Here is a 16,020-nt window from a genome sequence, read left to right on the forward strand (position 1 = left end):
AGGACCGTGAACGGCCAGGCGGTCACGCTCTCCAGTTCGCCGACGTGCAGCGCGTCCAACGTGTGCGACTTGGCGGCGCCGGTGCGGGAGCGGTTCCACTTCGTACGACCGCCCGAGGCGGTGTGAACGGGCAGGCCGGTCGCTTCCAGTGCCCGCCACAGCGCCCATCGGGTGGCGTTGACGGCGGCGGCGTCGCGCAGCGGAGCCTTCGCCTGCCGGAGGATCTTCGTCAGCAGGGCGGGCCTGCCCTTGAGGAACTCCTCCACCGGGGTGGCGTTCTTGGCCTGGTTACACCGGACGCAGGCCAGGGTCAGGTTGCTGATCCGGTCCGAGCCGCCCCGGCTGCGTGGGTGGAGATGGTCAAGGTTGAGCGGTACGCCGCTCGCGCCGCAGTAGGCGCAGGTGCGCCCCCACTTGGCCAGCAGGTATTCGCGCACCTCGCACCCGGCGAGGGTGCCCCGCTGGTACTCCACCCCTTCGAGCGGCCGCCCGGCCGACAGGGCATGGGTGTCGAAGGAGACCCGCTCCACGTGGACGGCGGCCACGGGCGCCCACCGGGTCAGCCGCGCCACCCACGACAGGGTGGTGTCGACACGGTGTCGCAGCGACGGCGCGAGCCACCCCTTCGGCTTGGTGCGGTTGAGAAACCGCCGGGAGCGGTAGCGCAGGTTCCGCGACCGCCTCCCTCGCCGGTACACGGCCCGCGAGGTGAGCTTGTCGCGGATCAGTGCGCCCCGGTGGTCGAGCCGGATCGCATACCGTCCGGCCCGGCTCCCGGCCTGGCCGGTGAACACCACCAGGCCGGTGTGCTTGGAGCCGGGGTCGATACCGACCTGCACGCCTTCGACGGCCGAGGTCGCCGCATCGCGGTCCTTGAGACGGATGACGAACGGGATGCGACGGGCCACCACCGCCCGCCCGGCCGCCAGCAGGCGACGGGCACGGGCAGGGTGGCACGGGTCGAGCGGGTGGCCGCGGCGGTCCAGGACGAACACGACGGGGTGAACCTCACGGTTCGCTCCCTCGGACACCGAAGCGTCCTCGGGGTGACGCCGAGCAGGCCGGGTGCCGGTCCGCTCGATCTCCCCTCGCCCAGGTTGAACACCAGGTACCGCTGCGAGGCGGTGTCCGTGAGCCGTTTCGTGCCCACCCTCGGGCGTGTCTGCTCCCACGGATTCCAGAGCGGCAGGCTGAGGAAGCACCTGCCGGTGGGTCTGCGATCTCGTGTTCAACGTAGCCATCAAAACGCACCTCCTTGAGCTGATGGCCAGGGCTGGTCAACGCGGGGCTTCAAAACGCATTACTGCACCTCAAGCCCCCTCCGTCAGGAGGGGGCCGTTGACCGCTCCTCTTCCCCTTCGCGTGATGCCGGGACTTCCCCTCCGGAGGGCGCCGGACCGCGCACGACGCCCGCGGGCGCTCCACCACGCCGCCCAAGAGTACCGGTGACCGGTGACCCTACCGCCGAGTAAGGAGAGCGTCGTACCCTTGGCGGATGCTCAGCCGACTGCGGTCAAGCCGCCTGCTCCGGGTGCTGCTCGCGCTGGTCGCGGTGGGTTTCCTCGGCTACGGCCTGGCCAGGAACCGCGACGAGACCGTGGCCGCGATCTCGCAGCTCTCCTGGTGGTCGCTCGCCGGGTCCTACCTGTCGGTGATGGCCGGGATCGGTCTCATGGTGCTGGCCTGGCGGGCGCTGCTGGCCGGAATGGGCTCCCCGCTGCCCCTCGGGATCACCGCGAGGATCTTCTTCATCGGCCAGCTCGGCAAGTACGTGCCGGGCAGCGTCTGGGCGTACGCCGCGATGATCGAGCTCGGCCGCGACCACCGCGTCCCGCCCCGGCGCATGTTCGGTTCCATCACCCTGTCGGTGCTGGTCTCCCTCGGCTGTGCCCTCGTCGTGGCGGCGGTGACCCTGCGCGAGACCATGACCCAGGCGTGGTACCTGCTGGCGCTGATCCCCGTCATCGCCGTCTGCCTGCACCCCGGAGTGCTCACCTTCGGCCTCAACCTGGCCATGCGGATCGCCCGCCAGGAACCGCTCGGACAGGGCCGGCTGCTCAGCGGCCGTGCCGTGCTCACCGCGGTGGCCCTCACCGTGGCCGGCTGGCTGACCTACGGCCCCCACCTGCTGCTCCCCATGGCGGACCTGGGCGCCTCCGGCGACTCCCTGTACCTGGTGGCGACCGGCGCGTACGCGCTGGCCTGGGCGACGGGCATCCTCACCGTGGTCGTGCCCGCCGGGATCGGCGTCCGCGAGGGGGCGATGGTGCTCGCCCTGGCTCCGGTGCTCGACTCCCCCAGGGCGCTGGTGGCCGCGGTGGTGTCCAGGGTGATGTTCACCCTCGCCGACGTGAGCTGGGCCGGGATCGGATTCCTGTGGGGCAGGGCCTTTGGCCCCGCCGGGGAGCCCGGCCGGCAGGCAGGCCCCGAGCCCGTGGCGACACGGGGAAGCACCGCCTGAGACCCGGCCCGGCTCAGCGCGAGACCAGTGCCTCGATGTAGGAGGTCCAGTACGGCTCGGGGTCGACCGCCTTGACCCCGGCGCGGAGCCGCTCGGGCTCGCCGGGGCGGTAGAACGCGGCCAGCGCGGCGCGCAGCTCCTCCACCGACCCCGGCTCGACCAGCAGCCCGTCCACCCCATCGGTGACGTGGTCCCCGAGCGTGCCCGCCCGGCTGGCGATCACCGGCACCCCGTGCTCGTGGCCGAACCACACCTGCTGGCTGGCCGTTCCGCTCCGGTAGGGCAGCACCAGCGCGTCCACGTCCGCGAACAGCTCGGGCACGTCCGCCGCCGGCACGTAGCCCGGCCGCAGCTCCACCCGTCCGGTCAGCCCGAGTTCGGCGACCAGCGCCCTCGTCGCCTCCTCCTGGCCACCCCAGAACTCCCCGGCCACCCGCAGCGACACGCCCTCGGGCAGCGCTCGGACAAGCAGGTCAAGCCCCTTGTACGGCCGGACGAGGCCGAAGAACAGCAGCCGGTCGTGCACGCCCTCCGCGGGGCCGCGCCCCGCGTTTCCCGATGGCAGATGCGGGGCCATCTCGGCCACCCGCACGGGCGCGGCGGTCAGCTCGCGGGCCTGCGCGGCCTGCCGCTCGGAGTGCACGAGCACCGCGTCCACCCTGCGCAGCAGCGCCTTCATCAGCGGTGTGTCGTACGGCTTGCGCTCGTGCGGCAGGACGTTGTGGCAGAGCGCCACGACCCGGGTCCTGCGCCCCAGGCCGGAAAGGATGCCCAGGTAGGGCGGGACCTGCACCGGGCTGAGGACGGCGAGGACGACCAGGTCGACGCTCCGCAGCCGTCGTCCGGCGCGGACCCAGCCGTCCGGTCGGCGCCAGTCGAGGTCCCGCCGGACGTGCGGGAACGGCTCGCCGTCGGGGATGTCGACGGTCTGCTGTCCCGGATACAGGAAGGAGGGGTACTGCGCCCGCCACGACTCGATCACCACGTCGTGCCCGGCCGCTCTCAGCCGGTGGGCCAGCTCCGTGGTGTGCGCGGCGCCGCCGCCCTTGTAGGGGTACGTCGGCCCGACGACGGCGATCCGCATCTACTCGCTCCTGGAACGCACGATGAGGTCGGCCAGCAGCGCCAGCGAGCCGATGAGCAGGCCGGAGATGAAGATCACAATGGTGTTGCTGGTCAGGTAGAACCCGTAGCGGACGATGTCGACGACGCCCTTGACCAGGCCGATGCCGACCAGCCAGAGCGCGGGCGGCATGAGGACCTTGAGCGGGTTGAAGTACATGACCATCCGCAGCACCTGCAGGATGTAGCGGTAGGCGTCGGAGACGAAGCTGAACTTCGACTTGCCGGCCCGCTTGCTGTAGCCGATCGGCAGGTAGTAGACGTCGTGCTGGTTCGACAGGAACGACAGCGTGATCGTGGTGACGCAGGAGAAGCCGGGCGGCAGCAGTCGCAGGTAGGGCTTGGCGACCGACTTGCGGAACGCCCGCAGCCCGCTGTTGAGGTCGGGGATCTTCTGCCCGGCCAGCCGCTCGGCCACCTTGCGGATGAACCACTTGGCCGGGACCCGGAGGAACTTGTGGGAGCCCTCCTCGCTGGTCCGCGCCCCCACGACCTGGTCGATCGTCGCGTCCTTCTCCAGGATCTGGACGAGCTCGGGGATGCGCTCGTTCGGGTAGGTCATGTCGGCGTCGGTCCACACGACGATCTCGCCGCGCGCCTCCTGGGTGCCGATCCTGCGCACCGTGCCGGAGCCGCCGTTGCGGTGGAAGGCCCTGATCCGCATGTTCGGAAACCTCGGCGCGGCCTCTTCGAGCCTGGCCAGGGTCTCGTCCGTGGAGAAGTCGTCGACCGCCACGAGCTCGTAGGTGTATCCGCTGTGGTCCATCGCCTCGCAGATGCGCTCGACCTCGGCGATGACGTGGTCCTGCTCGTTGTAACAGGGCAGGACGATGGTCACGTACGGTGTTGCGTCCACAGCTGATCCACTCTCAGGCTCTCGGGCATGCTCTCCGACGGGCGAGGATACTCTGCCCAGCTGGGAGCCGAGCGCACATCACATTCCCTGAACGGCTTTCCAACCGTGTCGGCCGCCATCTCGGGGATACGGAACCCACGGCGACGAGAGGGAGAGCCGGCCGAAGGAGCGATGGGACTCCAGGTCATCGTTTCGGACGCGAAGCCACCAGGGAAATCCCCTACAGACCAGCCGTTAATCACTTAAAGTATTGTCCTGATCACACTTGATGCGATCAAGCCCTACCATCCACGACCATGCGATGGTTTGGGCGACGCAAGAAGATCGCCAACGATGAAGCCCTCACCGAATACGGGGACCGGGAGCGGCCGGTCAGAGGCAAGCCGTTCAAGGACCGTCCCGTCAAGCCACATATCAAGAACGCGGTCTCGCTCATGCGGGGTCAACTTCCCGTGGACCAGGCCGTCGCCAACTTCCCCAACCGCCGAGCCGTCGCCCGCAAAGGCGAGGGAGTGCGGTACACCACAGCGGGACGCCTTCGTGAGGCAAAATTTCGCGTCGAATACACTCCAAACGAGTGGAATCAGGTACACGTCTCTGTCGAAAATCTAGACGCGAAGCGGGAATGGACTGATGATGACAGTGCCCGCTTCAACGAATGCTTCGGCGAGCCGGTGTGGAAGGAGGACGACGATGAGTGACCAGATCCATCTGCGGATCGGCGCTGAACCGTGGCTGCCGGCAGACACGGCGAAGATCGACAAGGTCCTGAACCACTACGACGTTCCGCTTGCCGGGATCATCCAGCAGCACAGGAAGTACTACCTCTTCGAGTGCCTGGACGGCCACGGAAGCAACTCGAACCTCTGGGCCTACGCCGAGATCACCCGAGGCGAGCGGCGAGAGATACTGAAGGCGCGAGGAGCCTCCGAGCTGCAGAAACTGTTCACCGGGATTCTCAGGTCAAGATCCTTCACTGCGGCAGTGGCCATCGACCACGGGCTTGAGATGGCCGCGATCGTAGAGCATCAGCGCGACCGCGCTCCGGTGAAAGCGGCGACGACGGCCATCAACCGCAAGGCGGACTCCGTCCGCGCCATCGACCTACTCGCCGCCTGTTGACCAGGACGACAAGGCCGAGACCTCGTCGTCCTCGCTCACTCCTCGGACGCCCCCTCCCCCACCGCCACGTCGACGGTACGTGCCCTGTTGATTGTTCCGGCATACGAGCTTCCGCCCCGGCAAAGACCATCGCATTCAACACACCGCTCGCCGCAATAACCCGATATTTACATATCCCGACACAAACACCTGAGCTTTGATCACTGGCAACAGAGCGGGTTCCTCGGACTCACCTGGCGATCCGAGCGGGCCGGGTCACATCGGGAAGTACCGCTAGGCCAACCAGATCCGGAGAGGGAGTGCCCACAACGCTTCTCACCGGGGTGGCCGGGATGGCAGGGTCATTCAGGCTTTCCGCTCCCCGCGTGGCACCGTCATCCAGACGTCGGCGGCCAGGGACCAGGTGCCGTTGGGGGGGTCGACGAGGGAGCGCTCGTCCTGGCGGGTGCGGAGGTTCATGATGTGGACGGGGGTGCCGTACCCGGAGACCTGGCGGGCCTCGGCGGCCAGCAGGACCGGGACGCGACCGGCCGCGCGGATCCGGGTGACCAGCCGTCTGACGTCGCTCGTCCGAGGAACGTTGGTGCGGTAGAGGGTGACCCGGGCGGCGGGCAGGCCACAGCTGCTCCGGACGAGCTGGGTGAAGCGGGCGGCGGTGACGCGCTCGACGACGAGCACCGAGGCGCGCGCGGGCAGGGCCGCGCACAGCGCCTCGACCGCGGCGCGCTCACCGCGCTCGATCGGAGTGAAGGCGGTTCCCCCCGAGACGAACGCCACAGGGACGAGAAGGAGGAGCGCCCCGGCGGTGGCGAGACCCCTTCGGACCGGCGGGCGGTACCCGGACCCGCGCGCCCGATCCCGTAACCAGCCGAGGCCCCAGACGGCCAGCAGGATCAGGCCGGGGATGACGACGGGGACCAGCCGCCGGGCGGCCCACGGCTGGTCGGGAGTGATCCCGGGGCGGTAGAGCGTGGTGACCGTGGTCCAGGCGATGACGGCCAGTGGCAGCAGCCACTCCGGAGCCGTCCCCCGCACCAGCCTGCGCGCGAGCAGCGCCGCGGCGAGGGTGGCCAGGAGCACCGCGGGAAGCCCGACGTACCAGATCACCCAGTACGCCGAGTTCTCGTAGTAGAGCCGGGAGCCGTCGATCGGCAGGCCGTTGACCCGCTGGACCCCGACGATGAAGTCGGCGGTCAGCCGGTCCTCGGTGGTGGCGGGTGGCCGGATCACGGTCTGCAACCAGGGCCGGGCCGCGAAGGCCACCCCGACCAGCACGACCAGGCCGCCGGCGATCTCGGGCAGCCTCGGTATCCGGGCGGCACGCCGCAGCGGCGCCGCGAGCCGGGGGGCGAGCGCCGCCACCGCGACGGTGAGCACCACGACCGCGCCGCAGATGGCCAGCAGCGGGATGAGCGAGCCCGACAGGTATTTCAGGTAGGGGCGGGAGAGCAGGTAGGCGGCGGCGAAGCCCAGCCCGGCCCCCACCGCCAGCCCGCCGAGCAGCGGCACGCCCAGCCGTCCTCCGTCGCGGTTCCCGGCCCGGCGGACGGCGATGAGCAGCCCGGCGTAGGCGAGCACGGGAAGCACGTCGCGCAGCCCGTCGATCCTGACCATGACGGCCAGCCCGAACACCAGCCCCGCCAGGGCGGCCCCGGTCCGCGCGGAGCGGATCGCCGCCGGGCCGGTGCCTGAGGGATCGGGCGGCCGATGGCCGGCACCGGAGGCGCCGGAACCGCCCGGCGGCTCGGGTGGCGGGGAGGCGGCGACACCGGAGCGGAGCCTGGCCTCGGCGTCGTACAGCAGGGCGAGGCCGCCGAAGAGCAGGATCAGGGACGGGATCTCACTGAAGGTGGTCCGCGAGGTGTAGAGGATCGGCAGGCTGATGGCGAAGACCAGGGCGGCGAGAGGCGCCCAGCGGGCCCCGACGAGCCGGGCGACGACCCCGGCGAGCACCAGCACCGCCGCCACCCCCAGCACCGGCGGCACCAGCAGCAGCCCGGCGACGTCACCGAGCCAGGCGCCCACCACATGGAGCATCGGCGCCCCCGGCATGAACTGCGGCACGACCGCGCCGTCGAAGCCGTAGAAGCCCACGCTGTCGAAGTGGAGCGCCGGGTCGAGGCCGCCGAAGGCCTGCTCCTGGAAGGGCACGGGCAGCGAGCCGTGCCTGGCCAGCCAGATGCCGTACTGCGCGTAGGTGGCGGGGTCGCGTCGGACGATCAGCTGCTCGCTGCGGAACAGGCCGTTGAAGACTCCCGAGGCCAGTGCGACCGCGATCACCCCGGTGACCTGCCACGCTGTCGCCGGGATGGTCTCCGGCAGGCGCCGCAGACCGTACCGGCAGAGCAGCGCGGCGGCCAGCAGGCCCAGCGGGACCGCGGCGAGCGGCCGGAACCAGCCGAGCAGCAGCAGCGGCAGCCCGGCCAGCAGCCAGCCCGCCAGGACGAGCGCGGGCACGACCGAGACCACGGCGAGCACCTTGCCCGCCGAGGGGCCCGCCGAGGGCCTGCGCGTACGATCCAGCCAGCCGGTGGTCATGACACGACCCGAGCGTACTGGCAACCGAGACCCGCGCCGGGCACGGGCGCGCGGGACGGCGGTGCCGTGCCGCCCGGCGTCCCACCTGGCGCGGAAGCCGGTAGCGTACGCGCAGCGCGTCAGAAGGGGGAAGAGTGGTCGGGTGGGCGGGGCTGCGGCATCACCGGTCTCTGGGGACGGTGACCACGCGTGTCAGCCGGATTCGGCGACCCGCGATCTCGCGCGGTGGCCCCGGCGGGGCCGTGACCGGAACTCGGCCGGGATTCGTGACCACCGCATGAGCGACGGCGGCTCCCCCGTCCCTCGCGGGTTCCCGAAACGTCGCCGGCTCCCCGGCAGGCGGCGGTTCCCAGACCGCCGCCGGTTCTCCGAGCACCGCTGGTTCCTGCTCGTGCTGGGCGTGGGGGCCGCGCTGCGGGTGATCGCCATGCTCGGCTACCGGCCCGCGCTCTGGTTCCCCGACTCCTACACCTACGTCGTCACCGCGTTGAAGCCCCGGCCCGACCTGGTCCGCCCGGCCGGATACCCGATGTTCCTGCGACTGCTCGAACCGTTCCACGACTTCGCCTTCGTCGCGCTGGCCCAGCACCTGCTGGGGCTGGGTGCCGGCGTGCTGGTCTATCTCACCGCGCGGCGGCTGGGAGCGCCCACCTGGGCCGCGACGCTCGCGTCCGTCCCCTCCCTGCTGGACGCCTACCAGATCGAGCTGGAACATCTGCTGGTCTCCGACACCCTGTTCACGGTCCTGGTCCTCTCGGCGGTCTGCCTGGCCGTGCGCCGATCCGTCGGATGGCGTACCGCGTGCGGGATCGGGCTGCTGCTCGCGGCTGCCACGCTGACCAGAACCGTCGGGCTGCCGCTGGTCGCGCTCTTCGCGGGCTGGCTGATCTTCAAGCAGCGGGGCCGGGTGGCCGCGGCGGGGGTGATGATCGCCGCCGCCACGGTGCCGATCCTCGGGTACGGGGCCTGGTTCTACGCGACGTACCAGCGGATCGGCATCGTGGGCGCGAACGGGGTCTTCCTCTACGCCAAGACGATGACCTTCGCCGACTGCGACGTGATGCGCCCGCCACCGGACCTGGCGGTGCTCTGCGACCCCCGCCCGCCCGCCCTGCGCCCGCCCGCGCAGGAGTACGTCTGGGCGCAGGACTCACCGCTGGTCAAGCTGCCCGGCATCACCTTCAGCCGCGGGAACGACGCGCTGGCCGGGCGGTTCGCGTCGCTGGCGATCCGGAGCCAGCCGCTGGACTACCTGGGCTCGGTCGCCTCGGAGCTGGCCCGCTCGTTCACGGTGGACCGCCCGGTCTACCCGGATCAGGAGATCTACGACTACTACCTGTTCCCCGCGACGCCGCCCGCACCGCCCGGACGCTACCCGGCGACCGTGGGCGCCCAGGCCGCGGAGCGCTACCAGCGTGGTCCGATCACCACCCGGATCGTCGAACCGTACGCGGGCTGGATCCGTGCCTACCAGGGCGTCGCCGGACTGCCCGGCGCGGCGGTGCTGGTGATCCTGCTGCTGCCGCCCGCGGCGGCGTGCGTCCGGCGGTTCCGCCCGGACACCACGGCGTGGGTGCTGCCCTGGTCGGTGGCGGTGGTGTTGCTCGCGATGCCGCCCGCGGTGGCGGAGTTCGACTACCGGTACGTCCTGCCGGCCGTACCCGCCGCCTGCCTCGCGGCGGCACTGGCCGTGCGTAAACCTAATTTCAGTAACATTCCACTAAATGTCCGCATTTGAGTATGCTGGCCGCCGGATCATCACGGCGCTGGCAGGGGGCGGTCTTGGCCAAGTTCGCATCATCACGTCTCCTGGCGCGCCCCTCGTGATCTACTCTCTGGGCGCGATGAGCGAGCTGCGCGAGAACCGGACGATGCCGCCAAGCAGGGGAATCGGATGAGCGACCACCGGCAGGCTTCCGTGAGAGACCAGCGGACGGAGCCCGGCTCCCACGGCCGCAGAGGGGCCCGGCGCGCGGGCGGGGAGGGACCTCCCCCCCAGGCCCCGCCGCCGGACGTTCAGCCTCAGCCGAAGAAGGGCAGGGGCCGCAAACAGAAGCGGCTCGGCATCGGCGCCTGGGCCGGCATCGCGGCGACCGGCCTGCTGGTGCTCAGCACCCTGGGCGGCTACAAGGTCTACCGGGACACGCTCAGCGGGTTCAATGTAATCGACCTCACCGACAAGCTGAGCAACAACCGGCCGGTGAACGCCACGGGCGCGCTCAACGTGCTGATCGTGGGCTCCGACACCCGTGAGGGCGACAACCTGAAGTACGGCCAGCAGATGGCCGACGCGGGCAAGCGCACCGACACGATCATCCTCATGCACATCGCGCCCGACCGTGACAAGGCGACGTTCGTCAGCTTCCCTCGTGACTCGGTGGTCGCCATGCCCGCCTGCGAGTCGGAGACCGGCGCGCCGGTGGCGGCCCGCACCGAGATGATCAATGCCGCCTACAACGAGGGCGGGATCACCTGCACGATCGACACGATCGAGGCGCTCACCGACATCCGGATCGACCACTTCGTCGAGGTGGACTTCAGCGGTTTCAAGAACATCGTGAACGCCCTCGGCGGGGTCAGGATCTGCCTGACCAAACCGGTCGACGACAAGAAGTCCAAGCTCACCCTCCCGGCCGGCTGGCACCTGCTGGCCGGCGAGAAGGCGCTGGGTTACGTCCGGCTGCGCAACTACGGCGACGGCAGCGACATCGGCCGGATCAAGCGCCAGCAGGTCTTCCTCAGTCAGGTGGTGAAGAAGGCCACCAGCAGCGAGCTGCTGACCGACCCCACCAAGCTGCTGAACTTCATCCAGACCACCGCAAAGTCGGTCCGGATGGACAAGGCCCTGGCGGAGGACACCGGCACCCTGTTCCAGATCGGGCAGAGCGCCCAGAAGCTGACCGCGAGCGGCGTCCAGCTGATCACCGTCCCGTGGGGCCCGCACCCGGACGACCCGAACCGGGTCGCCTGGACGCAGCCGTACGCGAACCAGCTCTTCGCCGCGATCAAGAGCGACACCGAGGTCACCCCGCCCCCGGACACCAAGGTCAAGACCGTCAACCGCGAGCAGGTCAGGCTCCAGGTGTTCAACGGCACGGATACGCCGGGCCGGGCCAAGCAGGTGGCCGACGAGCTGGCCGAGCAGGGTTTCGTGATCACCCACGTCGGCAACGCCCGCCCGGCGGCCGGCAACGTGTCCACCACCGCGGTGCGCTACGCCAAGAAGGACACCGAGGACGGCCCCGCCTACGGCGACGCGGTGGCCGCCAGGCTCTCCGGCGACAAGCGCGCCCCGGTCGCGGGCAAGGTCAAGCCGGTCACCACCGACAAGTACACGCCGCCCACGGCCGCCAAGGCCACCCCCGGCGCCAAGGCCCCGACCGGACCGGTCATCCAGCTGATCATCGGTGCCGACTGGCCGGGGGTCCGGGCCCTTCCCAAGATCCCGGACGCCCTCACGGACAAGGTCGTCGACAGCAAGACCAACCCCTGCACCTGACATCCTCGCCCGGCACGCGGCCGGGCGAGGGCGTCCGGGCGGAGCACCGTGCCCGGACGCCACGGCCGGATCTCGTGGCCGGATCTCGTGGCCGGGCATCGTGGCCGGGCCGCGCGGCGAGGCCACGGCGTCCGGACGACCGGGTGTCACGGCCAAGCCGGGCGAACCGGACAGCCAACACCGGGCAACGGAGCGCCACCGCCCGGGAAAACGGCGAGCACCCGACGTTCCCGGATTTTGGACAGTCACGATTACCCGAGAACCTCCCTAATCAGAGTGCGTGTGTGCGACAGCGGGCTCACAGTCGGTTTAGGGTGGTCGGGGCGGCGAGGCGAACGATCACCCGGCCCGCCCCGGGCGCCCCCGCCAGTCTGCCCGACTACTCCCCGGTCTCCGACAGATAGCTGAGCCTTCCCCTCGTGAGCGACATCCGACCCTTCCAGGTGCCGGCCCCCCAGGACGACGGCGGTTCCGACGGCGGACAGGGCCGGAAGCCCGCCCCGTGGCCGACGCCCGGCCAGGCGCAGCCGCCCGGCGGGCACCAGCCCACGTGGCCGGAGCCGCCGGGCGGTGGCCCGGCCACCGGCCGTCCGTCCCGGCACGAAACCCGGAACGCCCGGGAGGAGGAGAGCCCCGGCGAGGTCACCGAGTGGGGCGGTTACCCGGCATATCGGGAGCCCTACCCCGGCGACCCGCTCGACCTGTCCAAGCCCCTGGAGCCCGAACCGGTGCCCCAGGAGTCCACCTGGGCCCGCGAGACGCCCCAGCCGTGGACTCAGGACGGCCCGTCCTGGACGCAGGAGAGCACCACCTGGGCTCAGGAGAGCACCGGGTGGGCCCAGGAGAGCGCGGTGTGGGCCCAGGAGCCGTCCTGGGTGAGGGAAGCCCCCTCCCCGCAGGGCGCCCCCCAGGTGCCCCTCCCCCGGCCCGACTGGGCCCCGCCGCCCGTGTCGCAGCCGCAGACGGGCACGCACCCCTACGTCGCCCCCCAGCCCCAGGCACCCGGCCAGGCGCCCGGCCCGGGATCGCCCCAGGCTCCCGGGCAGCCCGCGAGTCCCGGGATGTTCCCGGGCGCCGGGCACCCGCAGACCGCCACGCCCCCCCGGCAGGCGCCGCCCGCGGGCAGCGAGCGCCCCTTCTCCTACTGGGAGAACAACCACCGGGAGAGCGAATCCTCGTTCTGGAACCAGGGCCCGCAGGCCGAGCAGGAGCTGCGGGCGGAGCGGGAGCGCGGGTCGCAGGTCGAGGAGGAGCCCGCGGCTCCCCCTGCCAAGAAGAAGCGCGAGCCGTATCTCGACAATGTGAAGTTCGTCCTGATCGCCCTGGTGGTGATGGGCCACTCGCTGGTTCCCACCCTGAAGGCGGACTCGGCGAGCGCGGCGTACCTGTTCATCTACATGTTCCACATGCCGGCGTTCGTGCTGATCAGCGGCTACCTGGGCCGCAACTTCTGGCACTCCAACGCGAAGATCAACAAGCTGGTCGACACACTGCTGATCCCGTACGTGGTCGTGGAGATCGGCTACGCGGTGCTCCGCTACGGGCTTGGCCAGAAGTGGACGCTGACGATAATTGATCCGGCCTGGCTGAACTGGTACCTGGTGGCCCTGGTCCTCTGGCGGATCTCCACACCCATCTGGACCCGGATGCGGCAACCGCTGCTGGTCGCGGTGGTCATCTACATGGCGGCGGGCTTCTCCGAGATCTCCGGTGACTTCAGCATCGACCGCTTCTTCGGCCTGCTGCCGTTCTACGTGCTCGGCCTGCTGCTCAAGCCCGAGCACTTCGACCTGCTCAAGCCCACCTGGGTCAAGATCACCTCCGCGATCGTCCTGGTCGGGGCCGCCGGGGTGGCGATCCTCATCGCGCCGCACGTCCCGCGCGCCCCGATCTACTTCCGCTACAGCTTCAAGGCCATGGACATGTCCTGGTGGATGGGCTTCGGCGTGCGCGCCGCCGTGCTGGTCGCGGCGCTGATCATGACGGCCGCGGTGCTCGCGCTGGTGCCCCGCCGCGAGACCTGGTTCTCCGACCTCGGCACCCGCACCCTGTACGCCTACCTGCTCCACGGCGTCGTGGTGGTCATCGCCAAGGACCAGGGCTGGCTGAGCTTCCCCTGGCTGTACGGCCCGCTGGGCGTGGCGGCGATCGCGTCGAGTTCGCTGGCCCTGGCCATCGTGCTCTGCCTGCCGGAGACCCGCAAACTCTTCAAGTGGATGCTCGAACCCAGGCTGGTATGGCTCTACCGGCGACCGTCCTCGGCCCCCGCCGCCAAAGCCACGCCCACCACCGAGGCCGCGCCCGCCGCCAAGGAGAGTTCAGCGGCAGTTCCCCGGTAATTAACTCAACACATCCGGTGCTGACGGAACAGCCACTCAGCATCGGCATATGCGGGTATGCGTCGCGACAATCGTTCATCATCCAGAAGACGCCCGGATCGCGCATCGGCAGATCCGGGCGCTTCTCGACGCCGGGCACGACATCACCTACGTCGCCCCCTTCACCGACTGCAACGTCACTCCGGATCCGCGGATCCGGGCGATCGACGTGCCCCGGGCGATCGGCAACCACCGCAGGCGCGCGCTGAAGGCCGCCAGGGGAGCTCTCAGCCGCGGGGTCGAGGGCGCCGACCTGCTGATCGTGTACGACCCGGAGCTGCTCTCCCGCCTGCCCAGACGCCGCCCCACCACCGTCTGGGACGTACGCGGTGAGGCCGGCGCCGCACCCGGGCACCGGGTCCTGCCCTCGCTGGTACGCCGGATCGAGGCCCGAGCGGAACACCGGCTGCGCCTGATCCTGGCCGACGACTCCTACCGGGACCGCTTCTCCCTGCCCCACCCGGTCGTCCCCAACACCGCCTGCGTACCCGAGAACCCGCCCGCGCGGCCCGGCCGCGACCGGGTGGTCCACATCGGTCACCTCTCCGAGGCCGGAGGCGTGGCCGAGCTGATCGAGACGGCCAGGCGGCTGCTCCCCCACGGGATCAGGCTCGACCTGATCGGCGCCGCCGACGCCGGGGTCAGGCCGCTGCTCCGGGACGCGCAGCGGGAGGGCCTGCTCGACTGGTACGGCTATGTGCCCAACCGGCACGCGCTGCGGATGGCCGAGGGGGCGATCGCCGGGCTGTCGCTCCCGCACGACGCGCCCGGTCACCGGCCCGTACCGGCCAAGATCATCGACTACATGTCCCGGGGCGTCCCCGTGGTCACCACGCCGCTGCCCGCCGTCGCCGCCCTGGTCGAGCGGACCGGCTGCGGGGTCGTCGTACCCTTCGGCGACGTCGGGGCGGCGGTGCTCGCGGTGCTGACGCTGCGGGACGATCCCACCGGGGCCGCGGAGATGGGCGGGCGCGGCCACGCCGAGGCCCTGGCCCACCACAACTGGCCGGACCACGCGGGCGCGTTCGTCGGGCGGTTGGAGGAATGGGCGGGCAGACCGGTGACGTCCGGCCTGGAGATTGGTCTACTGGAGGCATGGCACGCCATCTGATTCAGGGGCGCGAGATCGCCATGCCGGTCCGCGTCCGAGACGCCCTGGTCTGCAGCGCCTCCTACCTGGTCCGGGCGGACGCCGCACGGGCCGTGATCGCCTACTCCCACCTCGACGTCGCCGAGGTGCTGCCCCGCAAGGCCCTGTGCACGCTGATGTTCGCCGACTACCGCGACGGCGACCTGGGCCCCTACCACGAGTTCGGCATCGCCTTCCTGGCCAGGCCGCCAGGCGCGGACCACGCCCCCGGCGGCGGGCTGCGCGCGAACCTGTCCGAGCTACGCAGGACCGGCGCCGGGGCGTTCGTCCATTGGCTCCCGGTCGACCAGGGCTTCACCCTGGAGGCGGGCCGCACGATCTGGGGTTTTCCCAAGGAACTGGCCGACATCGACCTGCGCACGTCCTCCCCCTACAAGCGGTGCATCCTGCGTAAGGACGGCCGCCTGGTGCTGGACCTGCTGATCAAACCCGGCGTCCCGGTGCCGGGCACCGGCATGATGACCGCCCTCGACGCCTACAGCCACTCAGATGGCGTCACCCGCCGCATCCCGTGGTCGATGTCCCCCCGCGGCATCCGCACCCGCCCCGGCGGCGCCCTGATCCGCCTGGGCAACCACCCGATCGCCAAGGAACTGAGCGAACTCGGTCTGCCCAAACGAGCCCTGGCCACGACCACGGTCTCCCACATGGCCATGACCTTCAACGAGGCCAAGGAGCCTTAGCGGGGTCCGGCCGGTCACCGCGATCGCGGCGGCCTGCCGCGACCACGAGAGCCCGTGGTTCGACCACCGCACCCATGACGGAGGCCGGAGCGGGCGCCTGGCGGAGCCGTACCGCCTTTGGCCACCGGTCACCGAATGTGCCCCAGGCCGCTATCGCTGACCTGGGACAGAGTCTCCCTGGTCGGCATCAACGCCCGACGAACGGGCAGGC

The 16,020-nt window shown here is 70.8% G+C and carries 12 protein-coding genes; 8 read left to right on the forward strand and 4 right to left on the reverse strand.

Annotated elements, in window-relative coordinates:
• Positions 1 to 1,031, reverse strand: a 1,031-nt coding sequence (iscB, locus tag ABZ260_RS10965) for an RNA-guided endonuclease IscB (protein WP_355615591.1), incomplete at its 3' end; no start/stop codon positions are given.
• A gap of 464 nt (positions 1,032 to 1,495) precedes the next feature.
• On the opposite strand from iscB, the gene ABZ260_RS10970 reads away from it, so the two are divergent.
• Positions 1,496 to 2,461: a lysylphosphatidylglycerol synthase domain-containing protein gene (locus ABZ260_RS10970; protein ID WP_355615593.1), complete on the forward strand. Its 966-nt coding sequence runs from the start codon at positions 1,496 to 1,498 to the stop codon at positions 2,459 to 2,461.
• Between the two features lie 13 nt (positions 2,462 to 2,474).
• Here ABZ260_RS10970 and ABZ260_RS10975 read toward each other — a convergent pair whose 3' ends face one another.
• Both ABZ260_RS10975 and ABZ260_RS10980 read right to left on the reverse strand, forming a co-directional pair.
• Positions 2,475 to 3,545, reverse strand: coding sequence for a glycosyltransferase family 4 protein (locus ABZ260_RS10975; protein ID WP_355615595.1), 1,071 nt, complete (start codon positions 3,543 to 3,545; stop codon positions 2,475 to 2,477).
• Complete coding sequence (locus ABZ260_RS10980; RefSeq protein ID WP_350920740.1) at positions 3,546 to 4,439, reverse strand: glycosyltransferase family 2 protein; 894 nt, start codon at positions 4,437 to 4,439, stop codon at positions 3,546 to 3,548.
• Positions 4,440 to 4,735: 296 nt separating this feature from the next.
• On the opposite strand from ABZ260_RS10980, the gene ABZ260_RS10985 reads away from it, so the two are divergent.
• Both ABZ260_RS10985 and ABZ260_RS10990 read left to right on the forward strand, forming a co-directional pair.
• On the forward strand, positions 4,736 to 5,140 hold the full coding sequence (locus ABZ260_RS10985) for a hypothetical protein (protein ID WP_355615597.1): 405 nt from the start codon (positions 4,736 to 4,738) through the stop codon (positions 5,138 to 5,140).
• The gene (locus ABZ260_RS10990; protein ID WP_350951632.1) at positions 5,133 to 5,561 is read left to right on the forward strand and encodes a hypothetical protein; all 429 of its coding nucleotides are present in this window, start codon (positions 5,133 to 5,135) and stop codon (positions 5,559 to 5,561) included. Before ABZ260_RS10985 ends, ABZ260_RS10990 begins: the two co-directional genes overlap by 8 nt.
• 345 nt (positions 5,562 to 5,906) lie before the next feature.
• On the opposite strand, the gene ABZ260_RS10995 is transcribed toward ABZ260_RS10990, so the two are convergent.
• Positions 5,907 to 8,099, reverse strand: coding sequence for a hypothetical protein (locus ABZ260_RS10995; RefSeq protein WP_355615600.1), 2,193 nt, complete (start codon positions 8,097 to 8,099; stop codon positions 5,907 to 5,909).
• A 277-nt stretch (positions 8,100 to 8,376) separates the two neighbouring features.
• Here ABZ260_RS10995 and ABZ260_RS11000 point away from each other — a divergent pair, with 277 nt between their 5' ends.
• The 5 genes from ABZ260_RS11000 to ABZ260_RS11020 all read left to right on the forward strand — a co-directional run bounded on the left by ABZ260_RS11000 (position 8,377) and on the right by ABZ260_RS11020 (position 15,809).
• Complete coding sequence (locus ABZ260_RS11000; RefSeq protein WP_355615602.1) at positions 8,377 to 9,837, forward strand: hypothetical protein; 1,461 nt, start codon at positions 8,377 to 8,379, stop codon at positions 9,835 to 9,837.
• A gap of 156 nt (positions 9,838 to 9,993) precedes the next feature.
• On the forward strand, positions 9,994 to 11,598 hold the full coding sequence (locus ABZ260_RS11005; protein WP_355615604.1) for an LCP family protein: 1,605 nt from the start codon (positions 9,994 to 9,996) through the stop codon (positions 11,596 to 11,598).
• 419 nt (positions 11,599 to 12,017) lie between these two features.
• On the forward strand, positions 12,018 to 13,937 hold the full coding sequence (locus tag ABZ260_RS11010; RefSeq protein ID WP_355615606.1) for an acyltransferase family protein: 1,920 nt from the start codon (positions 12,018 to 12,020) through the stop codon (positions 13,935 to 13,937).
• 49 nt (positions 13,938 to 13,986) lie between these two features.
• Entirely contained in the window at positions 13,987 to 15,087 is a 1,101-nt protein-coding gene (locus ABZ260_RS11015; protein WP_355615608.1) for a glycosyltransferase, read from the forward strand.
• The gene (locus ABZ260_RS11020; protein WP_355615610.1) at positions 15,072 to 15,809 is read left to right on the forward strand and encodes an acetoacetate decarboxylase family protein; all 738 of its coding nucleotides are present in this window, start codon (positions 15,072 to 15,074) and stop codon (positions 15,807 to 15,809) included. Before ABZ260_RS11015 ends, ABZ260_RS11020 begins: the two co-directional genes overlap by 16 nt.
• Positions 15,810 to 16,020 lie beyond the last annotated feature (211 nt).

The sequence above is a fragment of the Streptosporangium sp. NPDC006013 genome, assembly GCF_040614275.1.
Classification (GTDB): Bacteria; Actinomycetota; Actinomycetes; order Streptosporangiales; family Streptosporangiaceae; genus Streptosporangium.